Annotated in this window: 13 protein-coding genes; 8 read left to right on the top strand and 5 right to left on the bottom strand. The window is 61.7% G+C overall.

Annotation, left to right across the window (positions count from 1 at the left end; translation table 11 throughout):
• Positions 1 to 204 precede the first annotated feature (204 nt).
• Positions 205 to 2,223, bottom strand: a complete 2,019-nt coding sequence (locus HBO09_RS12845) for a TonB-dependent receptor (protein WP_169994042.1) — start codon at positions 2,221 to 2,223, stop codon at positions 205 to 207.
• 292 nt (positions 2,224 to 2,515) lie between these two features.
• On the opposite strand from HBO09_RS12845, the gene HBO09_RS12840 reads away from it, so the two are divergent.
• Together HBO09_RS12840 and HBO09_RS12835 are read left to right on the top strand one after the other, a co-directional pair.
• Positions 2,516 to 2,749 (top strand): VF530 family protein, encoded by a 234-nt coding sequence (locus tag HBO09_RS12840; RefSeq protein ID WP_169994039.1) that lies wholly within the window; start codon positions 2,516 to 2,518, stop codon positions 2,747 to 2,749.
• A complete protein-coding gene (locus HBO09_RS12835; RefSeq protein ID WP_169994036.1) occupies positions 2,746 to 3,369 on the top strand; it encodes a Pr6Pr family membrane protein in 624 nt (207 codons plus the stop codon). Before HBO09_RS12840 ends, HBO09_RS12835 begins: the two co-directional genes overlap by 4 nt.
• Before the next feature lie 209 nt (positions 3,370 to 3,578).
• On the opposite strand, the gene HBO09_RS12830 is transcribed toward HBO09_RS12835, so the two are convergent.
• Both HBO09_RS12830 and HBO09_RS12825 read right to left on the bottom strand, forming a co-directional pair.
• Entirely contained in the window at positions 3,579 to 4,346 is a 768-nt protein-coding gene (locus HBO09_RS12830) for a siderophore-interacting protein (RefSeq protein WP_169994033.1), read from the bottom strand.
• Positions 4,343 to 4,915, bottom strand: a complete 573-nt coding sequence (locus HBO09_RS12825) for a PadR family transcriptional regulator (RefSeq protein ID WP_169994030.1) — start codon at positions 4,913 to 4,915, stop codon at positions 4,343 to 4,345. Before HBO09_RS12825 ends, HBO09_RS12830 begins: the two co-directional genes overlap by 4 nt.
• 499 nt (positions 4,916 to 5,414) lie before the next feature.
• On the opposite strand from HBO09_RS12825, the gene HBO09_RS12820 reads away from it, so the two are divergent.
• The 5 genes from HBO09_RS12820 (at position 5,415) to HBO09_RS12800 (ending at position 11,114) form a co-directional block, all read left to right on the top strand.
• Positions 5,415 to 5,915, top strand: coding sequence for a CS1 type fimbrial major subunit (locus HBO09_RS12820; protein ID WP_169994027.1), 501 nt, complete (start codon positions 5,415 to 5,417; stop codon positions 5,913 to 5,915).
• Between the two features lie 122 nt (positions 5,916 to 6,037).
• Positions 6,038 to 8,557, top strand: a complete 2,520-nt coding sequence (locus HBO09_RS12815) for a CS1-pili formation C-terminal domain-containing protein (protein ID WP_169994024.1) — start codon at positions 6,038 to 6,040, stop codon at positions 8,555 to 8,557.
• A gap of 5 nt (positions 8,558 to 8,562) precedes the next feature.
• Complete coding sequence (locus HBO09_RS12810; protein ID WP_262381227.1) at positions 8,563 to 9,807, top strand: hypothetical protein; 1,245 nt, start codon at positions 8,563 to 8,565, stop codon at positions 9,805 to 9,807.
• Positions 9,808 to 9,864: 57 nt separating this feature from the next.
• Positions 9,865 to 10,626 (top strand): molecular chaperone, encoded by a 762-nt coding sequence (locus tag HBO09_RS12805; RefSeq protein WP_169994021.1) that lies wholly within the window; start codon positions 9,865 to 9,867, stop codon positions 10,624 to 10,626.
• A 5-nt stretch (positions 10,627 to 10,631) separates the two neighbouring features.
• Entirely contained in the window at positions 10,632 to 11,114 is a 483-nt protein-coding gene (locus HBO09_RS12800) for a CS1 type fimbrial major subunit (protein ID WP_169994018.1), read from the top strand.
• Positions 11,115 to 12,248: 1,134 nt separating this feature from the next.
• Here HBO09_RS12800 and HBO09_RS12795 read toward each other — a convergent pair.
• Positions 12,249 to 17,225, bottom strand: coding sequence for an NEL-type E3 ubiquitin ligase domain-containing protein (locus tag HBO09_RS12795; RefSeq protein ID WP_169994015.1), 4,977 nt, complete (start codon positions 17,223 to 17,225; stop codon positions 12,249 to 12,251).
• Positions 17,226 to 17,456: 231 nt separating this feature from the next.
• Positions 17,457 to 20,615, bottom strand: a complete 3,159-nt coding sequence (locus HBO09_RS12790; protein WP_169994012.1) for a transglycosylase domain-containing protein — start codon at positions 20,613 to 20,615, stop codon at positions 17,457 to 17,459.
• Between the two features lie 626 nt (positions 20,616 to 21,241).
• Between HBO09_RS12790 and HBO09_RS12785 the strand changes: the two genes are divergently transcribed.
• The gene (locus HBO09_RS12785) at positions 21,242 to 22,660 is read left to right on the top strand and encodes an amino acid permease (protein WP_169994008.1); all 1,419 of its coding nucleotides are present in this window, start codon (positions 21,242 to 21,244) and stop codon (positions 22,658 to 22,660) included.
• The last annotated feature ends 8 nt before the right edge of the window (positions 22,661 to 22,668 follow it).

Raw genomic sequence — 22,668 nt, 5'->3', positions numbered from 1 at the left:
TTAGGGTAGAAAGGGCGGGACGAGAAGTCTCCCACGGTCCGTACTGGCTAGAGTCGGAATCGGGCTTTTAGTCGCCGCCCACCCCTTCAAGTCTAAACATACAAGCGGGCTTGCTCGCGAAAGCGGTGGGTCAGTCACTCTATTTGGCGACTGACCCACCGCTTTCGCGAGCAAGCCCGCTCCCACAGGGTTAATCAGTGTCTGTTAGAAGGTTGTACGCAAGCCCACCTGCACACTACGCCCCGGCGCCGGCGCAATATCGCGCAGGATCGAGCTGGCATAACGCACGGTCTGGTTGGTCAGGTTCTCGCCATTGACGAACGCCAGCCACTGACTGCCGCCCACATTGAAGCGATAACCGGCGCTGGCGCCCAAGGTGGTGTAGCCGTCGGTGCCGCTTTCGTTGCGGGGCACACGGCCTTGGCCTGCGGCATGCTCGACATCGATACGCGCCTGCCAGCGGTCCAGTTCCCACAACAAGCCACTGTTCAGGCGCAGCGGGGCGATACGCGGCAAGGCTTCGCCGGTGTCCAGGTTGGTGGCGCGGGTGTAGTCGCCCGACAGTTCCAGGGCAAATTTACCGTAGGCCCCTTCGCCAAGTTTCCAGTGATCCTGGGCTTCAAAGCCGACGAAACGTGCGCGCACGCCCGAGTAGGTGTACTCCGGGATGCCGTCGGCGTCTTCTTCGCCCTCGTCATTCAAGGTGCGACCGCTGTTCAGCAGGCCGATGTAGTTGGAGAAGTGGCTGTAGAACACGCCAAAACTGCCCTTGTGGGTGCCATTGTCAAAGCGCAGGGCCAGGTCGCTGGCTACGGCTTTTTCTTTCGACAGCTTGGCATCGCCTACTTCATAGGTGCCGGTGGCGACGTGGGCGCCGTTGGCATACAGCTCATAGAAGGTCGGCGCGCGCTCGGTGTAGCCCAGGGTTGCGGCCAGCGACCAGATGGGCGTCAGCGTATACACCGCACCCGACGACAGGCTGCCGGCGGTGAAGCTGCTGGAGCGGTTGGCATTGGCGAAACGCTCGTTGCCTTTGCCGTCCGGGTCGACGGTGGTGTGTTCCAGGCGCCCGCCCAGGCTCAGTTTCAGGCGCTCGGTGGCCTGCATTTCTTCGAGGATAAACAGCGCGCCAGCATTGGTATCGGTCTGCGGTACGAAAGCTTCCTCGCCCAAGGCGGAGAATTCGCTACGGCTGACCTGGGCACCGACGATGCCATCGAAAGGCCCCATCGGCTGGTGGCGCGCTTCGATGCGTGCTTCATAGCCTTTGTTCTTGAAGGTGGTGCCGGTTTCGCCACCTTCGATTTCGCGGTGTTCGTAATCGGTGTAGCCAGCGTCGAGTTTGACCGAGGTGAACGGGCCTTGCAGGTTGCGAATCTCCGATGCGAACGCGTAATGCTCCTGCTGCATGCGGATGCGCACATCCTGTTCGGCGGGGGAGCCGTAGTTGCTGTCGGAGTTGCTGTAGGACAGGCCGGCATAACCGTCGTCCCAAGTGTAGGAACCGCCCACCGCGCCGCCGTCCTGGCGTCCGTCGCTGTTGCCCAGGCGGCCGTTTTTGCCGGGACCATTCTCGCTTTGGGGGGCGTGGCGGCTGCGGGCGTAACCGGGGATTTTCAGGTCGTTGAATTCCCGCGCGCTGGCATCCAGGTGCAGGGCGAAGGTGCCGTTGCCGGCTTCCAGTTTGCCGGCGCTGCTGCGGGTGGTGTCGGCGCCGCCGTAGCGCAGTTCGCCCGCGCCGTGGATGCCTTCGATGGCTTCGGTGGGGATGCGATTGTCGAAGGTGTTGACCACGCCGCCAATGGCGCTGCCGCCGTAGAGCAGGGCCGCCGGGCCACGCACGATTTCGATGCGCTCGACGTTGACCGGGTCCAGCGGTACCGCATGGTCATAGGACAGCGACGAGGCGTCCAGCGCGCCGACGCCATTGCGCAGGATGCGGATGCGGTCGCCATCCTGGCCACGGATGATCGGGCGGCTGGCGCCAGGGCCGAAGTACGACGACGACACCCCTGGCTGCTTGTTCAGGGTTTCGCCCAGGCTGCCTTTTTGTTGCAGGGTCAGGTCATCGCCTTCCAGCACCGTCGTGGGCGAGGCCAGTTGCTGGCTGCCCAGGGGGTTGCCGGTGATGACTTGGGGTTGCAGTTCCAGGGCCTGGGCCTGGGAGCCGATCAACAGGGCAGCGGCCAGCGGGGTCAGGCGCCAGAGAGGGGAGAGGGGCATCGGGGGTTCCTTGGCAGAGCGGGTCAGATAAATACAGTTACAATATAACATCTCTTTTTTGTCAAGGAAGCGGAACTTTTCATAAGTCCCCTGTAGGAGCGAGCTTGCTCGCGAAAAACTTCAGGACGCCGCGTCAAACCTGATGCCCCGCTGCAGCGTTGGCGATTTTCGCGAGCAAGCTCGCTCCTACATGGGGTAGGGGGTGGGACTACAATCAAGGTCGTGCTTCCACCGGCCTGGCACCTCGGCTAAGGTGCGCGGCTTCTTCTTCAATTCTTGGCAAAGGCCCGGCATGACCGCATCGAACAACAACCCACTGCACGGCGTTACCCTCGAACAGGTGCTCACCGCGCTGGTCGCGCACTACGAATGGCAAGGCCTTGCCGAGCGCATCGACATTCGTTGCTTCAAGAACGACCCGAGCATCAAGTCGAGCCTGACGTTCTTGCGCAAGACGCCGTGGGCGCGGGAAAAGGTCGAGGGGTTGTACGTCAAGTTGATGCGCACCAAACGCCCACTGGAATGAGGGCGTATGTGGCAGGGGCCGCGCTGGCTGGTTGGGCCGGGCTGGGGATTCAGCAGTACCTGATTGTCTATTCGCGCTGGATGGCCGATGCCAGCCTGTTGGGCGGCTTGGTGACCTTCTTCAGCTTCTTTACGGTGCTGACCAACACCCTGGCGGCGGTGGTGTTGAGTTATGCCCTGGTGAATCGTCCTTCGGCCGCCCGCCGGTTTTTCCTGCGCCCGGCGGTCAGCAGCGGCATTGCGGTGAGCATGGTCGTGGTGGGCCTGGCGTATAGCTTGCTGCTGCGGCATTTGTGGAGCCCCGAAGGCTGGCAGCTTATCGCTGACGAATTGCTCCACGATGTGATGCCGTTGCTGTTCCTGGGCTACTGGTGGTTCTGTGTACCCAAGGGCACGTTGCGCCTCAAGCACATCGGCTACTGGGTGATTTACCCGTTGGTGTACTTCGCTTATGTGCTGCTGCGCGGGCATGAGCTGGGGCAGTACCAGTACCCGTTCATTGATGTGGGGACGCTGGGTTATCCACAGGTGTTCATGAATGCCGGGGGGATACTGTTGGGGTTTGTGTTGGTGGCATTGGCGCTGGTGGGCTTGGACAAGGTCCTGAAGCGGGCAGCGTAGTTAAAAAACAGACGAACTCCCCTGTGGCGAGCGGGCTCGCCCCGCGCTGGGTGGCGAAGCCGCCCCAAAACCTGTGTGCTTGGTGTGCCTGGAGGAACTGGGGTGGTTTGGTTGGGGCTGCTGCGCAGCCCAGCGCGGGGCAAGCCCGCTCGCCACAACAAGCAGGCTCGCCACAGCAGGCCCCTTCGTCACGGCCAGCCACGCAAGTTTTACTCTTCGCTGCTGCCGTCGGCACGCCAGTAACCCACGGCCTTGACGAACTCATCATTGAGCTTGTGCTCATCCAGCAGCACCCTGCGTACCTGGCGCGACAGTTTGGTCTCGGTGGCGACCCAGGCGTACAACGAACCTTTCGGCACCTGCAGTTCGCGCACCGTAGCGAGCAACTCATCCTGGCCACGCACCACCCAGATCACCTGCACATCGGCTGCGCTGTCGAGTGCCTGCTGTTCATGGGCGTCGGCAATCTCAATCACCGCCAGCACCTTGCGCCCGGGCGGCAGTTCTTCCAGGCGGCGGGCAATGGCCGGGATGGCGGTTTCGTCGCCGATCAGCAGGTAGCTGTCGAACATATCCGGCACGATCATCGACCCGCGCGGGCCGGCAATGTGCAGGTGTTGGCCGGGCTTGGCCTGTTCGGCCCAGGTGGAGGCGGGGCCGTCGCCGTGCAGTACGAAGTCGATGTCTAATTCACCGCGACTCAAGTCAATCCGGCGCGGGGTGTAGTCGCGCATCGCCGGCTGTGGCCCCTCGCCCTTGACACTGAATGTCGGGCTTTCCAGTGCCGCCTGCTCGGCAGCATTCTGCGCGAACAGCAGCTTGATATGGTCATCGCTGCCCAGGCTGACAAACCCGGCCAACTGCTCGCCACCCAGGGTGATACGGCGCATGCGCGGGGTGATGTCGACCACGCGCAGCACCTCCAGGCGCCGGCGTTTGATCTCGTGGCTCACGCGGTGAATGCCAGGCGTACTCATACGTTTTTCCCCTGTACAGGTGGGACGGCGGGGCCATCCACAATGGCTTGGGCGGTGCTGTTGAGCAGCGCCGCGACCCGGGTGATTTCTTCCGGGCTCCAGCGCCCGTGGTGCAATTGCAAGGCATGGCGCAGGTTGTGCACCGCCTCATGGATTTGCGGCGGCCGGTCGTGGCCGCGCAGTGAGCGTTTGCTGACATCAATGCGCATGCGCACACCGTCCAGCGCAATGGCTTGCTCACTTAAGTACAGACGTCCGGCGTCGGTGATTGTGTAGCGTTTTTTTCCACCTTCGGCGTCGCCGGTGATCAATTCGCTTTCTTCAAGGAAGGTCAAGGTGGGGTAGATCACCCCAGGGCTGGGGCTGTAGGCGCCATCGAACAGGCCTTCGATCTGGCGGATCAGGTCGTAGCCGTGGCACGGCTGTTCGGCGATCAGTGCCGGTAACAGCAGCTTCAGATCGCCAGGGGCGAATACCCGGGGGCCACGGCCACCGCGTTCGCGGCCAGGGCGTTTCTCGAAGCCGTCGCGGTCGTCACCGGGTTCACGGTGGGAATGAGGGTCTCTCATTGTCATGCTCTCTGTGTGTGGTTCAGATATAACGTAAGATATATCTTATGCCTCGGCCAGAGGCAGGCGACCAACGGTCAGACGAGAATTCAGTGCCGCTCTCAACTTTTTGATTAAGACTCACACGGTGGAAATTTATAACTAGTATTAGAGTGAAAACTCAAATTCAACTTGTCTTTTAAGTGTCTGTGATTAGTTTGTTTTGTGGTACTGTTCTTACGGACTTTTCACGCATTTGGTTTCTTGGTAGTTCATGTAGTCCATATCTTACGGACACTCATAAAGTTTTGGCAAAATGCCATATTTTTCCTTAGATGCCAGTATCCATTGGCTACAGTTGCGTAGGAGCTGGCTTGCATACCTGTTTTGTTAGTTGCTGGACAATGCGCCCCGTGTTGCGCTGGCTTTAACTTTTAGTGCGACGTCTCTCATTGCGTGTTGAATCTTGTTTTCAACTTTCAGTGGGTCGATAACTTGTCCGATAAAACAGGAAACCACCATGTTCAAGAAGTTCGCAATTGCTGCCCCTCTGGCCCTTCTGGCGCTGAACTCGTCGATGGCCTTCGCTGCTGGCGAAGCCAACCACACCGTCAACATCACGGCGAATATCCCGACAACCGTGTTCCACGCACAGCCACGCGACCCTAACTTCGGTCGCGATGAAAGCATGAGCTACAACCTCGTCAGTGGTGAGCTGGCCCCGCTGACCGCCATCTACGACGTAAAAAACACCAACGGCTCGGTTCACGCCTACATCGAAGGTGGCCCGGCGGTCCTGTTCAACGGTAACACCGCGCAGAACATCGCGCTGACCACCACCTTTCACGGTGTTGAACTGACCGGCACACCAAAAGAAGTGGTCAGCGAAGCCGATTCGACCCCGGGTGTGGCTGCTGAACTACGCATTGCGGCGGCCAAGCCTTCGGCCACCCAGCGCGGTGCCTACACCTCCGCTGTGGCGCTGGTGTTCGATGCGGTGCCGCCAACCCCACTGCCTTGATGGTGTAGATGCCCGCCGGGCGTTTACGTCCGTGGGCATTTGCGTTCGGGCCGGCTGACTCCTTCCCCATTTGGCCGGCCCGCGTTTTTACCTTGTTTCCTGGCCCTCAGAGTATTCCTTCCATGTTCCCGATGACGCCCATCGCGGTTGCGCTTGCGCTGGTGATTTGTACGAGTGTCTTGGCCGCACCCACGCCAGGTACCGTCACGCCTGCGAGCCTGCTGACCCAGGCCCAGGGCTTGCCTGCCGGGTTCAGCGACCATTTTTTCGACGTGCCGTTGGCGGTACAGGCTGAACTGGATCAGCAACCGCTGGGTGAGGCCCTGATTTCCTTGTCCAAAGACGAGACCGTGACGCTGCTGGAGTTTACCGACACCGGCGACAGCAAAGTCCCCGCGGCCACCCGCGACACCTGGCAAGCGATATTGGAGGGTGGCCTACCCCTCGGCGCGTGTAGCCAGTCCTGCCCGCAGCAATTGGTGTCCGTGCACTACAACCTGGAAAGCTCGCTGCTGTCGATCATCACCCAGAATGTCGAACGCACCAGCGATGCCCCGCGTTTTCACCAGCAGCCAGAAGGCGGCAGCCGTGGCCTGATCATCAACAACCAGCTCAACCTCAACGGCGGCCAGGACGAAGACCTGGGCGGGCGTTATGGGTTGCAGGCCAGTGCCAGCCTGGGCAACTGGACCCAGGTGTTCAATTTGCAACTGGCGCGCCAGAGCGGCGACGAAGAACAACTGCGCCATGCGATCCACGAGCTGTATACCCAGCGTGAACTGGAAGGCCAGTTCCTGCGCCTAGGCCATTTCACCCCCAATTCCGACGGCCTGACCCGCCAGTTGCGCAGCTTTGGCGCCAGCCCCGATACGGCGCTGGGCGTCATGTACGGCAGCTCTGACAGTCTGGCCATCAACAATTCCAAAGCCAGTGTCTACCCGATCTACGTCACCGCCAATCGCCAGGCCGCCGTGGAGATCTACCGCAATGGCCTGCTGATCAACACCCAAGCCGTCGCGGCGGGTTTGCAGACACTGGACACGCGGCCCTTGCCCGGTGGCATCTATGAAGTGGAAGTGCGCCTGGTCGAAGACGGCCTGACCGTCAGCACCACCCAGGAGCTGGTGTACAAGCCCAGCAACTGGCGCAACGTCGATGACCGCTGGCGCTACAACCTGTTTGCCGGGCGCGAAACCAAGTTGTTCAGCAACTGGGATGAACAGGCCTCCGGCGCGATCACTGCCGGCGCTTCCGTGAACTACCTGGTCCACCCACGGGTGATTCTCGGCCTGTCGGCGCGGGAAGTGCGCGAGCAACTGCAATACGGCGGTTCGGTGGACTGGACGGTGGCCAACAACACCAGCCTCTACACCAACGTCTACCAGACCCGCGAACACGGTACCGGCATGGACGTGCAGGGCCTCTACACCTTTGGCGCGACCAACCTGGTGCTCAGTCATAACCGCAGCTGGCTCGATACCCGTGACACCTATGAAACCCTGCCCGACGGCACCCGCCTGCGACGCAATACCTTTGTCGGCCAGACCAGTAATTCGGCGCTCTCGGTCAACCATCGGGTCGACGCAAAAAACTCCTGGAACATGCGCCTGTCCCACAGCGAGGGCAACGCCGAAGGGGCTGGGCTGGACCTGGGCTGGAGCCGACGTGACATCTTGTGGGGCAGCGATGCCAACTGGCGGTTCTCGGTGTTCGACCGACCGGCGACTTCCGGCACCGGCGACAAACGCAACCGTGGCGTGGACCTGTCCGTGAGCCTGGCCCTGGGCGGCGATGGCCGGCAGATCTCCGGCAGCATCGGCACCCGTACCGACCGCGACGGCGGCCGTGACAACAATGCCTCGGTCACCTACCGCCAGGACCTCACTGACCACCTGCTGCAAAGTGTTTCGGCCACGGCGATCACCGACACCTACGGCGTCGGCCTGTCGGGCATGGCCAGCTTTGACAGCGACGTCGTCAGCGGTGACGGCTTCGTCCAACGCAGCTCGTTCAACGGCAACCTCAGCGGTGGCCTGAACCTGCACAGCACCTTCGTTGCCGGTGGCGACCAGATGCTGATGACCAGCCAGTACCAGAGCAATGGCGCGGGCATGATCGTCGACGTCGAAACCGATCTGGATGAGATCAGCCTGCGTGCCGACGACTTCAGCGGCGGCGGCGCGATCCTGCGTCCCGGGCGCAACTTCGTCCCGGTGGCGGCCTACAAGAGCAGCACGGTGAACTTCGACTTTGAAGGCAACCACCCACCGGCGGCCAATATCCAGCCGGCGCGGACCACCTACCACCTGAACAAGGGCGGGGTGGACTACCGGAAAATCACCGTCATGAAAACCGTGTCGGTGCTCGGGCGCCTGCTCGATGCCCAGGGCCAGCCGCTCAGGGGCCATCACGTCATCAACCACGCCAGCCGTGGGGTCAGCGAGGCCGACGGGTTCTTCTCCATGGAAATGAGCGCCAGCTCGCCGACCCTCGAAGTGCGCTACCGCAACCAGTTGCTGTGCCAGTTCCGTCTGGACCCGGCCACCGCCGCCAATGAACACGACGTGTTGATGATCGGTGACCTGCGTTGCACGCCGGACACCCTCGCCGAAAACATATCCAGCACCCAGACCGCAGGTTGAGTGCCATGACGAGAACACCCACGATGAAACCCTTCAACACCTTGATCATGGCCGTGGGCGCGGCGCTGTTGTTCAGCGCCAGCGCCTCACTGGCGGACGAGAACATCACCGCGCGGTTCCGGCCTGACCCGGCCAATCCGATGAAGAACGACTTCGAAAACACCACGCCGATCAGTTCGATTTGTGCGGCGCATATTCCGACTCAGTGCAAGGCGTTGGGGATTTTCAGCCTCAGGGACAACGAGCTCAGGGCGCTATCCAATCAGCCGATCCTGGCCAATCACGAGGATGAGCGCAAAGGCTTCATGGTCAAGGTGCCGTCGGACTGGCGTGACCTGTTAGTGACCCATGCCGCAACAGGGGAAACTGAAATTGTCCAGTTACGTATCGCAGGCATCGGTGCAAATTGGCTTATACCCAGACCGCCAGGTGTATCGACCTGGGCCAAACCCGGATTCAGTTGGCAGAGTCAGTGGGTGAATCCACCAAGTCCCTGTCGGCGTACCGGCCACCTTGCCGCCGGTGTCAGGGACGCCTCCTATTTTTGGCTGACGCCTGAAGGGGCTGGCCCTTGCGGCCTTAAACCGTCCGACGACCTGAGCTATATGAACGTGGCCACGATGGAATATGCCTACGAACTCAGGACCCCCAACCCCCTGACCATGTCCGGTGGCCAATACTACGGCAGCATCACCTACACCATGGGACCGGGTGGCGATTACGATTTTGGTGACGTCCTGGTCCCGAACAAAAACGCCATCACGTTCAACTTCACCCTGAGCGTGGAGCACGACCTCAAAGTCGACCTGCCACCCGGCGGCGACCGCATCGAGCTGATCCCCGAGGGTGGCTGGCAAGCCTGGCTCAACCGTGGCCGTGCGCCGACGCGCCTGTACCGCGACCAGACCTTCCGCATCGCCGCCAGTTCGCGTTTCAAGATGCAGTTGGAGTGCTCGATCGTCATGGGCAATACCTGTGGCTTGCGCAACGCCAATGGCGATGAGGTGCCGCTGCAGATTGCCGTGACCCTGCCTAGCGGCATCGATGGACGCGGTAGCCAGGCTGTGCTCAAGCGTCCGTTGCGCCTGGATGGTGACGGCACCGAATTGTTCCAGCCGCTGTTCTACGTCAACGACCGTCCCGGCACCTTGCACTTTGAAGTGCTGCGCGACGACATGGCCGACATGCTCAACCAGCCGGGCAGCACCTATTCGGGCGTGGTAACGGTGATCTGGGATTCAGATATCTAACCTGCCGCAGCACGGCGGGCCGGGCCCGCCGCATTCAATCAATGAGGCGTAGTCAACATGAAACAAGCAGTGTTATGGATCGGGTTATGCCTGATGTCACTTACCGCCCAGGCCGGGCCGATGATCAACGTCGGGGTGGTGTATGACTACCTGGAAGGCAGCCGCAGCTCCTACCTCAAGCGCGTGTCCAATGGCGGCACCAGCACGGCGTTCATCAAGGTCAACGTGCTGGAAATCCTCTACAACCCGGACGGCACCACCCGCGAAGTGCCGGTAGCCTCGATCGCCAACGACAAGGGCACCACCAGCAGTCGCGACGGCCTGATGGCCAGCCCGTCGCGCTTGATCGTGCCGGCGAATGGGCGCCAGGGCACCCGTCTGTTGTTCATGGGGCAACGGGACAAGGAGCGTTATTTCCGTTTGCGTTTTATCCCGGTGGTCCCGGAAAAAGACGACAACTTTGGCATCAGCGATGAGGAGCGTGCCGAGTACAAGGACCACCTTGCTGCCGGGATCAATGTGATGGCCGGCTACGGCACCGTGTTTTTCGTGCGCCCCAAAGACACGCGTTTCGACACGCGGGTCAACGAAACGGTCGACCAATACCAGTTGCGTAACGCTGGCAACAGCACGGTGGTGCTCGACGAGTTCCATGATTGCTCGATCGCCAACGCCACGGACTGTGTGCCTACCACCAAGCACCACATCCTGCCTGGGAGGCAATTGACGTTCGAGAAAAAGCCGGGCCGACGCTACAGCTTCATGCTGGTGGAAGGGCTGGATAAAAAACCGCTGAAGGTCGAGAAGACTAACGGGTGATGATGATGTTCAAGCAGCTGACAAGACTCGGTGTACTCGCGGCCTGCATATTGGCGGCGAACCACACCGCGGCGATCCAGGAGCGTCACTCGTTCGACGTCTCGGTGACCATCCCGGTGCATGAGGCGTATGTGCTGCCGTCCGAGTCGGACTGGATAGGCCAGGAGCAACTGCTGGCCTGGAACCTGGTGACGTCGCAATTGGGCCGACTGCGCAAGAACTTCGACGTAAAAAACCTCAATGGCGGCGTCGCAGCGCGCCTGGGGGCCGAGCCCTACTTGCACAACGGGCGCAACCGTATCGACTTGCAAGTGCAATTCAACCGCGTGGCATTGACCCTGGACCCGATCGAAGTGGTCAACGCCAATGAGGCGCGTGTGGGCCGGCGTGCCGAACTGGACATCGCGGCGATAGAGCCCGAGGGCGGCTATCGCGGCGGGGAGTACTACGGCACGGTGCATCTGGTGTTTGACTTCCTGGCACCGTGATCTGCAGTGGAGAGGGGGGGCTGGAGAAGGGGCTTGTTGTGGAGAGGGTGCTTGTTGTGGAGAGGGTGCTTGTTGTGGAGAGGGTGCTTGTTGTGGCGAGGGGGCCTGTGTGGCGAGGGGGCTTGTCCCCCGTTGGGTGGCGAAGCCGCCCCAAAACCTGCCTGCGCGGTGTGCCTGGAGAAACTGGGGTGGGTTTGTTGGGTCTGCTGCGCAGCCCAACGCGGGGCAAGCCCGCTCGCCACAATAGGTCCTCTGCCCACAATAGGCAGGCTGGCGCGGTAAATGTGGAGAGGGGGCTTGTCCCCCGTTGGGTGGCGAAGCCGCCCAAAAACCTGCTTGCTCGGTGTGCCTGGAGAAACTGGGGGGGGGTTGTTGGGGCGGCTGCGCAGCCCAGCGCGGGGCAAGCCCGCTCGCCACAATAGGCCCTCTGCCCACAATAGGCAGGCTGGCGCGGTAAATGTGGAGAGGGGGCTTGTCCCCCGTTGGGTGGCGAAGCCGCCCCAAAATCTGCTTGCGCGGTGTACCTGGAGTAATCGGGGTGACCTTGTTGGGGCTGCTGCGCCGCCCAGCGCGGGGCAAGCCCGCTCGCCACAATAGGCCCTCTGCCCACAATAGGCAGGCTGGCGCGGTAAAAGTGGCTAGGGGGCTTGTCCCCCGTTGGGTGGCGAAGCCGCCCCAAAACCTGCCTGCGCGGTGTACCTGGGGTAACTGGGGTGGGTTTGTTGGGGCGGCTACGCCGCCCAGCGCGGGGCAAGCCCGCTCGCCACAATAGGCCCTCTGCCCACAATAGGCAGGCTGGCGCGGTAAAAGTGGAGAGAGGGCTTGCCCCCCGTTGGGTGGCGAAGCCGCCTCAAAACCTGCTTGCTCGGTGTGTCTGGAGTAATCGGGGTGACCTTGTTGGGGCGGCTGCGCAGCCCAGCGCGGGGCAAGCCCGCTCGCCACAATAGGCCCTCTGCCCACAATAGGCAGGCTGGCGCGGTAAAAGTGGCTAGGGGGCTTGTCCCCCGCTGGGTGGCGAAGCCGCCCCAAAACCTGCTTGCACGGTGTTTCTGGGGTAACTGGAGTGGCTTTATTGGGGCTGCTGCGCAGCCCAACGCGGGCGATGCGGCGTTCCGACAAGCCCGCTCGCGACATTTAACCGAGCCGTGTCAGGGCCTGGCGGGTCAGGCGGCGGGCCAGTTCGTTGTAGTCATGCTGGATATGCTCATAAAGGCCCAGCACGGTGCTGTCTGACAACACCTGGTCGGCAAGCACTACGCTATACGGGATAACCAGTTCGTCGGCCAGGGCCACTAATTGTTCGCGCAGGCGTGCCTTGGCTTCGGCGGGCAGTTGCCCGGTGGCCCATTGCTGTTGCAGTTCCAACAGCTCCTGCAGTTGGCTGCCGGCCTTGTCGCGTTGTTCGCCCTGGGCATTGAAGTCTTGCAGGTAGGCGTCGTGCAGGTAGTCGCTCCAGAACGGCTGTTCCAATAGGCCATTGACCAGGCCGTCGCCGTGCTGCATCTGGCGAATCGTGCGCGCGGCTTTGTCGAGGTGGGCCTGGGTCACCTTGGCCGTGTTGCGGTACACCATGTGTTCCGACACCCATGGCAGGTTCAGGTGTGTCTTGAGCCCGCTCTGGTAGGCGAGGTACACCTGCACGTCATCCACCTGGCCTTCGTCGGCGCCAAAGGTCTGCCCCAGGCCACCTTCGCTGGTCGGCGTGAGCCGATGCCGGACTTCTTCACGGGCCAGGCGGTTGACCTGTTCCAGGCGCCAGGCCTGTCTGGCCAGGCTCACCAGCCGGTTTTCGCGTTGGCGCAGGGCTTGCGGGGAGTTGTCCTTGAGGATCTGTTCAAGCAAGGTCTCGATCCCCAGGCGGTTGAAAATATGCGCGCCGGCATCCGCGCAATTGGCCGGGGTCGCGGCCAGGCTGAAGATGCGCTCGCGAAACTGCGGGTTTTCATCCGCCGCAAACAGCAGTTGCCAGACCCGTATGGCCAGGTCTTCCTGACCTGCGCTGAACAGTTGCGCGTCGGCCTCGGTCTGGAAGCCTTCAGGTGGGCGCAACAGCTTGAGGAGGTCGAACAACCCCTGGGAGCCATGTTCTTTTTCCACATCGTCCCAAACCTTGATGGCCACATTGCGCTCTTCGCCGCTCAGGCCGGACAACCAGTATTGCCGGTCGGCCGCCCCCCCGCGTGGCACGGTGCGATAGGGGTCGAAACCAAAGGCCCGCCGGTAGCTGACGAAGCGGGTTTCATCCTCCGGTTCAAGTTTGCTGCGATCGAGCCAACTGCTGGCCACTATGCGCGCGCCCACCGAGTCTTCGGCGAACGGCGGAACGCTGCTGATCGCGGTGCTGGTCATATCCAGTTCGGTGATGGCCAGCCTCGGGGCCTCCATGCCGGCCGGCCATTGGGTAATACCGCTTCGGCGCAGAACCAGCCGGCGCAATTCGGGCATCAGGCTCAGATCCGGCGGCACTTGCAGCAGGGTGTGACCTTCCAGGTTCAATGAGCGCAACTGCGGCAAACGCTTGAGCACTTCGTAGTCATAGTTCACCCACCTGATCGGGTTGAGCCTCAGGTTCAACGTGGTCAGGCTTTTCAAGTCGGTCAGTTGGGGAGGAATACCGGTCAGATTATTGTCGGACAGGTCCACGATGCGCGCGTTGGGGAAGTTGTCGAGAAAGCCCATCTCCTGATCCAACAGGTGTGTACCGCTCAGGTTCAGGCGCGTGACATGGCTGAAGTCGGCGCGCAGGGGGGCCATGTGGTGGACATAGCGGCCCAGTACCAGTTCACTCAAATCCAGCAGGGTGCCGCGGGCAGAGGGTTGCGGGGGCAGCATGCTCAAGTAGGCCCCTTCTTCCCAGCAGGTACGCAGCTCCCTGACGATCAGTTTGCGCATCAGCAGTTCGTTTTCTTCGAGCACGCTGCCTGGCATGCCGAGCGTGCGGCTTTTGCGAATGCGCCGCAGGTCTTCGAGCAGCAGCCGGTGGTCGGCTTCCAGCTTGCTCAGCAATTGCTTGCCGGGTGGGGTGTTGAGAAATGGCGTGACCTGCTCGATCTCTTGCTCGTTGAGTAAGGGGCACAGTTTGCCCAGGGTTTCCTGAAGCGTTGGGGTTGGCGCAGGCTGGCGTCGAAACAAGCGTCGAAACGCCTCAAAGCCGGGTTTTTGCAGCAGGCGTTGCAGCGTGCGGTCGTCTGCCTGACGCCGGCTGGGCTCCTGCAGCACGGTGCGGCGTGCGGCCATGGGTTCAAGTTGCTCCCTGAGCCAGGCGCGCAATATCTCGCCTTGGCCAGGCCGGTAATCGACGGCATCGCTGGGCAGCACGCGCAGCAAGGCTTCGTAAAAACTGTACTGCGCGTTGGGCGTTGCGAGCTGCGGATCATGGATCTGGTAGCGCCCGGGGCCTTTGTACAAGAGTATTTTTTGCGTGCCCGCGTCAGCCGGACCCACCTGACAACGCAAGGCGCCGTCGGGTGATTGCTCATAAATGGCGAGGTTCAGGTCGCCCAGCGCATCGGTGTTCAGGCGCACGATATTGAGGGCCATGCGCTCGGTGTCTGGCGTTAGCAGGGCGTCTTCGTGCAACCCTTCGGCGGCGTGGCTGGCGCGTACTTCGTTGGCCAGCTCGCGCGCGAGGTTTTTCAGGCGCAGAGGGATTCGCTGTTCTTGGCTCATCACCTCCAATTCCTGAAGTGAGGTGCGCAGCAGCAAAGTGCTCACCAGATCGGCGGGCAGGTCCGGGAACTGCTGCTGAATCAGTTGGCCGTGGGGCGTATCAAGCACTTCGCGCACGCTGTAGAGGTGATTGAAGATCGTGGTCGTCTGCGCCTCCAGGCGTTTGGCCAGTTGCTCGCGCAAGGCCTCGACCCGCGCGGATGCGGTGGCTGGCAGTGGCGTGGGCAGCAGCGCCTTGAGCTGCGCCTCGCTGAGAAATTCTACGACCTGCTCGGGCAGCTTGCCGGCGCGTACGTCGTCATGGCGGATTGTCAGGGTGTTGGCCGGTGTGGCCTCGCTCGCTCCGTAGCGCATGGCATAACTGCTCAAGTCGTGATTGATAAAGACATCGATGGCTTTGTCCGCCGGCCAGCCGGGAAGCTCGCTGGTGGTTTGTACTGACCAGTTGGTGGGCAGGTCCGGCGCGCCTGCGGTGCGCATGAGCTGCGGCGCCGCTCTGACCTGGTGGCGTAGCTGCAGGCGTGTGAGGCTGTCGGCCAGCAGCGGCGGGGGCGGTTCGCGGTGGGCGTACATCATGCGCAAGGCGCCGTCGTGGGTGCCGCTGGTGGCGCAGGCCTGCTCGCGTTCGGCGGGGGAGAGCCCTTGCACCAAGGGGCCGAGGCGGTTGCGCAGGGTTTCGCTGTCCCAGGTGCGTGGGTCTTCGCCTTCGTGGAGCCAGGCGCCATGGTCGTTATGTTCGAGCTTGGGTGCATACGCTTGCGGCCGCGTCGGGTGTTTGATCCGGTAGGTATCGCTGGCGGGATCGTGCTCGAGCGCATAGTGCCGCTCATCCAGGCGCAGGATGGGCTGCTTGTTGTGTGAATGCAGGCCCAAGGCATCGGGCTGCGCGTCGTGTCGCAGTTGCAGGTCGTTGCGCGCGTAGGGCGCCAGGTCGGGGTGCCACAAGCGTTGTTGCGCGCCGACGTCGACCTTGTGCAGGCCATCGACAAACGCCGAGCGTTTGAAGACGCCGCCAAGGGTCGTACCAGCGGCGAAGGTTGCCAGTTGCACGATATCGGTGGCGACGCTGATGAGGTGTTCGCCGGTCTCCCTGAATTGTCCTTCGCTCAGGTCCACCAGGCCTTCGATGACATCGCTGCTCAGTTGATAAGCGGTATAGGCCAGCATCAATTCGCCGAGAAAGGGCACGAAAGGTGTGACCACCATCAGGGCGATATTGAAAATGTCCGCGACGATTTTTGTCAGGTTGTCCCACCAGGCCCAGCGTTGTGCGCTGTCGGCATCGGCGGTGGAAACGACCAGGGTGCGCCCGTCATTGAGGATCTTGTTGAGAGCCTGTTGATAGAGGTGCTCCCACAGATCACCGTCGATGCGCACCGCCGAAAACTGCAGGCGGGGGTTGTCCAGGGGCGTCTCGCGCCAGTGCGGGCGCGGGTCCAGGGGCGCTTTTTCATGCCACTGTACCTGGCATAAACGCTGGTCCAGCCCGGCAAAGAAATGCCCGCGCAGGCTATGGTCGACAAACTGGCTGAAGAACTGTTGGTACGTCTGCTGGTCCCGTGAGGGGATGGGCGCGTTGGTTTGCAGTTTGCGCGTCAGGTCGCGCATGAAGGCCAGGCTGGAGTCGTATTCCTTGACCGGGCTTTCGGGGTCATGGGGGATATAGGCGATCACTTTCGACACGCCGGATATTCGGTCCAGGTCTGCGGCAATCAGCAAGATCCCGGTCAGTTGCGCATCCAGGATGCTCAGTTGGTAGAACTGCATCAACCCCCGTTCACCCCGTAATGCACGCATCAGCGTCCCGTAGGCTGCAGCGCCCAGGTCGGGGGCTTGTTGGCCATTGGTCTTCAACGCGGCCAGTTGCGCGGCGACTTTGAGCGCGGCCTTCTGGCTGGCGATGATGTTGTGCTTGAGCGTGGCGCGGGTGGTGGGGGCGGTGGGCAGCAGGTGGCTGTTCAGGTGCTGTTGATAGCGTGCGCCCAGGTCCAGTTCACGGCACAGCGCCTTGAATTGCGCGATGGTCATCTTGTCGTGCAAGGGTTGGATCGTGAAGTGACCGCGATAGTCGGGCTGGGAGATGTAGCAGGAGTCATCTTCAAAGGTTTCGCCGGCGGCAAAGTTATGCAGCGCCGCATCCAGCAGTGACACTTTGCGGCTGGTGACTCCCGGAGAAATATTGAGCGTGTACCAAGGTAGCGTCTTGGCGATAAACAGGTTTAGAAACGTCGTTTTTACATCCAGGTGCAGGTCGTATCGGTCGCCGATGGCTTTTTTCAACAAGGGTTCGGCAAACGCATACACATCTTGTACTTCGCCCAACTGCCGATCCACCTCGTTCTGGGTGCGCCAGCCTTCGGCATTGGTACGTTGCAGGACTTCATGTTGGTGGGGGGAGGCGCTGGCGTACCAGGCGGGACGGGACAGTTCGGCGCTGCTCAACGAGGCGATTCTGGTTGGGGTGGCGGTGCTGAGCCAGAGGGGGATTTTCTGTTTTATCAGTGCATAGTGAGGCCCTTTGTGGTGCGTTGGGATAGAGGGCGCGGGTCGGGGCAATTCGGACATGCAATAAAGCTCGCTAAATGGTTTTAAGCATTAGCGTATCCGTTGAAGTTCAGAACAAAAGTTCAAAATCCTGCGGTCAATGCACGTGTGAAGTGCGGCAAAAATTCATTATTCAAATGCATGATCTACATAGCTGACGCCCTGTTGCAGCGCCGGCGTGTAGTGCGCCTGACGGGGTGGCGGGGCCTGGCACAAGGTGCGCGCGCCCGGTTGCAGATATGGGGTGAGGAACGGCGCCATGCCCTTGAGCACTTGCACGGGCAGGGCCGAGGTGAAGGTGAAATTCTGCGCCGAGGTGCCCGGTACAAACGCCGTCAGCGTGCCGAAGTGCTGTTCGCCGATGTAGAACACAAAGGTGGCCGTGCGGTTGATGGACTTGGAGCTGAGAATGCGGCCACCGGCACCCACGGCTTCGATGCGGTTGTCGCCGGTGCCAGTCTTGCCGCCCATGGTCAAGGGCGTGCCATCGGCGAGCTTGAAGCTGCCGGCCACGCGTTTGGCTGTGCCGGCATCCACCACTTGCGACAACGCCCCGCGCAAGGCCGTGGCAACAGCGCTGGGCATCACCCGCTTGCCCCGGTCGGGGTCGTTGACCACGCGGGTTTCATAGGGCGTGTCGGCGGCAAAGTGCAGGCTGTCGATGCGCAGGGGCGGCTGGCGCACACCATCGTTGAGGATCGTGCCGACCAGCTCCGCCAGCGCTGCGGGCCGGTCGCCCGAGCTGCCAATGGCGGTGGCCAGCGACGGCACCAGATGGTCGAACGGGTAGCCGACCTGCTGCCAGCGCTGGTGAATATCCAGGAACGCTTCGATCTCCAGCATGGTACGGATGCGACTGTCGCGGGCGCTCTTGTGCCGGCTCTTGAACAGCCAACTGTAGACTTCCTGGCGCTCATGCTCGCTGGCGGCAACGGCCTGGCTGAAGGTGGCGTCGGGGTGGTTGAGCAGGTAGCCCAACAGCCATAGATCCAGCGGGTGGACCTTGGCGATATAGCCCTGGTCGGGCAGGTCATAGGCCCCGGGGCCGTAGTTGATATAGAGCGTGTCGAGGCGCGCATCGGTGAGTTTCTCGGCGCTTTTGGTCGCCGGCAGGTGGGCCCGGACGAAGCTGTTGAAACTCTGCTGGCTGGCCTGTGGCAATAGGTAGCGATGGACCGCGGCCAAGCGCATGGCTGTGGGATGCATGCTGTCGAGGAAGGTGTCGAGTCGGGCCTGGGTGTCTTTGTTGCGGTACTTTTTCCAGAAGCGCAGCAAGAACGTGGTGCCCTCGCGGTCGGCAAAGCGGGCCAGGTATTCCTGGCGGCGCGGGTCGCTGTCGTCCTTGAGCAGCTCGGCGCTGTTGTTGGGCCCCTGGTAGGTGCTGTAGCGCACCAGGTCACGCATCAGGCGAATGAACGGCAAGTTGATCGACTCACGCAGGGCATCGCGCAGAGTCGGGTTGCGGCCGTTGTCTTCATTGCGAAAGTTGTGGAAGCGATGCAAGCCGCCCCCTGTAAAAAAAGCTTCGCCGGGGCTGGCCGAGTATTGCCGGTCGAGGGCCGCATCGAGCATGTTCGCCAGGCTGTGATCGCTGTGTTGCAGCAGGTAATCCACGGCCCAGCGGGTCAGGCGATCCTGGTCGTTGACTTCGATTTTTTTCAGTGCGGCGGGTGTCTGGCCGGCAAAGCGCTCGTGCAGTTCACTGATGATTTGCAGGTAGGTGGTCAGCACCCGCAGTTTGGCGGTAGAGCCCAGTTCCAGCTTGCTGCCCTCGTTGATATCGAAGGGTTGGTCGGTGCTGTCGGTCTGCACCCGCACCCGCGCGCCGTCGGCGGTCATCTCGTACAGGTTGAAGCTGTAGCGCACCTGGGCGGTGCTGGTGGGCGTCAACAGACGCGGGCCGATCAGCCCCAGTTGCGCGGCGAACGCCGGGTCTGCCAGGCGTTTGAGGTAGTCGGTGGCCTGGGTTTGCAGCTCGCTTTGCAGGGTGCTGGTGGCGGCCAGGTCCAGCCGATCCAGATCGTACAACGGACGGTTGAGCAGAGTGGCCAGGCGGCTGCGCACCACGCTGATACCTTTGTTGGTTTCGATCGGTTGGATCGTCGGCTGTTGCTGCCAGTCGCGATAAGTCACCTTGCTCGCCAGGGCGGCGCTGACCAACGCCGGTTCGATCTGGCCACTTTGCCCCAGCAGGCGCAGGTGACTGTCGGTGAGACCGGCCAACTCGTTACGGCCCTTGGACAGGTAATGGGACGGTCGGCGCTGGGCGATCATCAGCGACAACACTTCGCGCAGGGCCAGGCCTTTTTGCGCCAGGGTTTTTGGATCGTCGGCTGCCAGCAGGGCGTTGGTCTGATTGAAGTCGGCGCCATACCACACCCGCAAGCCTTCGGCGATGCCATGCACTTCACCATGACCTGGAACGGCGGACAGCGGCACGCTGTTGAGGTAATCACGCACGATATTTTGCCGGGCGGCCAGGGTTTGGGGGCCGCCTTGATAGGTGCGCACGCTGGCGGAAATCATCTGACGGATCTTCTCGCCGCCGGAAAGCGTCAGCCCATCGGGCGAGTGGCGGTATTTTTCCAACTGTGTGGCCAGGGTGCTGCCCCCAGCGGTCTGGCCTGGAAGGTGCGCCAGCTTGGCCAGTTGGGACCAGGCGGCCTTGGCAAAGCGCGGCCAGTCCACGGCGGGGTTGGCCTGGGGCTGCGCGGGGTCGAGCAGGTCACGGTTTTCTACAAACAGCAGACTGTTGACGATCACCGGCGGGATGGCGCTGAAGGTCGGATAGAACTGTTGTGGATAGTTGAACTGATACAGCGGTTGCGCACGGCAGTCGCTGATCGACAGGCCGGCCTGAATCTTCTCGGCGTAGGGCACGAACAGGCCATGGCGGGTGTAGTCCAGCAAGTCCTGGGAAAAATGGGCCTGGCTCTGGATCACGTAATTGCGCTTGAGCAGGCGCGGCAGGAAATCACCCAGTGCGCTGTAGCCCAAGCGCTTATCGAAGGGACCGTTCCCTGGGTACACAATGGCGTCGCTGGGGCCCGGTTGCACCGTGTATACCAGAGTCGCCGCCACACGGCTGAACTCCCGAGCCTGCCACTTGGCGCTACGCACTTCCCGGGAGGCGGCATACGCGAGCGCGACCAGCCCCACTACCAGCAAAAGCCAGAACCAGCGCCACCCGCGCCTGCGTCTAGGGGGAATTTGTGGCAATGGCTGATCGTCCGGACTGTCGGTGGGTTGCGCAGCGGTGGTCGAACCGGTTTGCCATAACGCGCCCATAGTCGATTGATCCATTCACGCAGATTGATCGGACTTGCCTGAAGCTTAGACGCTGGTTGGCGGGTAGGCAGAATTTGTATGTGGTCGTGGAGGGCGCCGCCCCAAAACCTGTTTGCTCGGTGTGCCTGGGGTAACTGGGGTGGCTTTGTTGGGGCTGCTGCGCAGCCCAGCGCGGGGCAAGCCCGCTCGCCACAATAGGTCCTCTGCCCACAATAGGTAGGCTGGCGCGGTAAATGTGGCTAGGGGCACGGCAACAGGGCGATTGGTCTGGAATGGCTGTTCTAGAGCCTTTATGACAGGTAAATCCGCCGAAGGTAGGGGCATGACGGCGCACCCTCCCTGTGCAATACTCGCCGGCGTTTATTGAAGGCGATTCCTACATGTCTCAGGGAATGCTCCTCTGCAGGACCGGGGTTTTCCGAGATTTATCGCTGATCTTTACTGCTTATTGAGTGAAAAGCCCTGCTTGTGGCTTTTTATACTGCACCGCCGCCGAGCTGGCCGGTTTACCCGGGCCAGACGGGCTTGTCCAAAAGGCGAGCCTGGTACGACGTCCTCATGGCGACCCGCCGTGTGGGTGGACACTGGGTGGTTCCTATCCAATAACAAGATGAGGTTGTACCCCTATGCCCGTTGGCAATCACCTGCCCCACGGCGAGACCGCTTCCGGCGGCCCGCTCAAACGTGAACTGGGCGAACGGCATATTCGCCTGATGGCGCTTGGCGCCTGTATCGGTGTCGGCCTGTTCCTCGGTTCCGCCAAGGCCATCGAAATGGCCGGCCCGGCAATCATGCTGTCGTACATCATCGGCGGTCTGGCGATCCTGGTGATCATGCGGGCCCTTGGCGAAATGGCGGTGCATAACCCCGTCGCCGGTTCGTTCAGCCGTTATGCCCAGGATTACCTCGGCCCGTTGGCGGGCTTTCTCACTGGCTGGAACTATTGGTTCCTGTGGCTGGTGACCTGCGTTGCCGAAATCACCGCCGTCGCTGTGTACATGGGCGTCTGGTTCCCCGATACGCCTCGCTGGATCTGGGCCCTGGCGGCCCTGGTGAGCATGGGCACGATCAACCTGATCGCGGTAAAAGCGTTCGGTGAGTTCGAGTTCTGGTTCGCACTGATCAAGATCGTCACCATCATTGCCATGGTCATCGGCGGCGTCGGGATCATCGCCTTTGGCTTTGGCAATGACGGCGTGGCGCTGGGCATTTCCAACCTGTGGGCCCACGGCGGCTTCCTGCCCAACGGTGTGCAGGGCGTGTTGATGTCCTTGCAGATGGTGATGTTCGCCTACCTCGGTGTAGAGATGATCGGCCTGACTGCCGGCGAAGCGAAGAACCCGCAGAAGACGATCCCGAACGCCATTGGCTCGGTGTTCTGGCGGATTCTGCTGTTCTACGTCGGTGCGTTGTTCGTGATTCTGTCGATCTACCCATGGAACGAAATCGGTACCCAGGGCAGCCCGTTTGTCATGACCTTTGAGCGTCTGGGCATCAAGACGGCGGCCGGTATCATCAACTTCGTGGTGATTACCGCCGCGCTGTCGTCCTGCAACGGCGGGATCTTCAGCACCGGGCGCATGCTCTACAGCCTGGCGCAGAACGGCCAGGCCCCGGCGACGTTCGGCACCACCTCCAGCAACGGCGTACCGCGTCGTGCGCTGTTGCTGTCGATCTTCGCCTTGCTGTTGGGCGTATTGCTCAACTACTTGGTGCCGGAAAAAGTATTCGTGTGGGTGACCTCCATCGCCACCTTCGGCGCGATCTGGACGTGGGTCATGATCCTGCTGGCGCAGCTCAAGTTCCGTAAGAGCCTGAGCCCCGCCGAGAACAAGGCGTTGAAGTACCGCATGTGGCTGTACCCGGTCAGTTCGTACCTGGCGCTGGCCTTCCTGGTGTTGGTGGTGGGCCTGATGGCGTACTTCCCGGATACCCGCATTGCGTTGTATGTCGGCCCAGCCTTCCTGGTGCTGCTGACCGTGTTGTTCTACGTGTTCAAGCTGCAACCGACCCAGGCTAGTCAGGGTTCGCCCCGCTCGGCTTGATGCACCGT

This window comes from Pseudomonas sp. WS 5027 (assembly GCF_012985695.1).
GTDB lineage: Bacteria > Pseudomonadota > Gammaproteobacteria > Pseudomonadales > Pseudomonadaceae > Aquipseudomonas > Aquipseudomonas hygromyciniae.
This window is presented reverse-complemented; position numbering and strand designations above follow the sequence as displayed.

Bases quoted from the DNA above. Each gene is read 5' to 3' on its own strand.
- HBO09_RS12845 (WP_169994042.1), bottom strand. From the start codon at position 2,223: ATGCCCCTCTCCCCTCTCTGGCGCCTGACCCCGCTGGCCGCTGCCCTG.
- HBO09_RS12840 (WP_169994039.1), top strand. From the start codon at position 2,516: ATGACCGCATCGAACAACAACCCACTGCACGGCGTTACCCTCGAACAG.
- HBO09_RS12835 (WP_169994036.1), top strand. From the start codon at position 2,746: ATGAGGGCGTATGTGGCAGGGGCCGCGCTGGCTGGTTGGGCCGGGCTG.
- HBO09_RS12830 (WP_169994033.1), bottom strand. From the start codon at position 4,346: ATGAGTACGCCTGGCATTCACCGCGTGAGCCACGAGATCAAACGCCGG.
- HBO09_RS12825 (WP_169994030.1), bottom strand. From the start codon at position 4,915: ATGAGAGACCCTCATTCCCACCGTGAACCCGGTGACGACCGCGACGGC.
- HBO09_RS12820 (WP_169994027.1), top strand. From the start codon at position 5,415: ATGTTCAAGAAGTTCGCAATTGCTGCCCCTCTGGCCCTTCTGGCGCTG.
- HBO09_RS12815 (WP_169994024.1), top strand. From the start codon at position 6,038: ATGTTCCCGATGACGCCCATCGCGGTTGCGCTTGCGCTGGTGATTTGT.
- HBO09_RS12810 (WP_262381227.1), top strand. From the start codon at position 8,563: ATGACGAGAACACCCACGATGAAACCCTTCAACACCTTGATCATGGCC.
- HBO09_RS12805 (WP_169994021.1), top strand. From the start codon at position 9,865: ATGAAACAAGCAGTGTTATGGATCGGGTTATGCCTGATGTCACTTACC.
- HBO09_RS12800 (WP_169994018.1), top strand. From the start codon at position 10,632: ATGTTCAAGCAGCTGACAAGACTCGGTGTACTCGCGGCCTGCATATTG.
- HBO09_RS12790 (WP_169994012.1), bottom strand. From the start codon at position 20,615: ATGGGCGCGTTATGGCAAACCGGTTCGACCACCGCTGCGCAACCCACC.
- HBO09_RS12785 (WP_169994008.1), top strand. From the start codon at position 21,242: ATGCCCGTTGGCAATCACCTGCCCCACGGCGAGACCGCTTCCGGCGGC.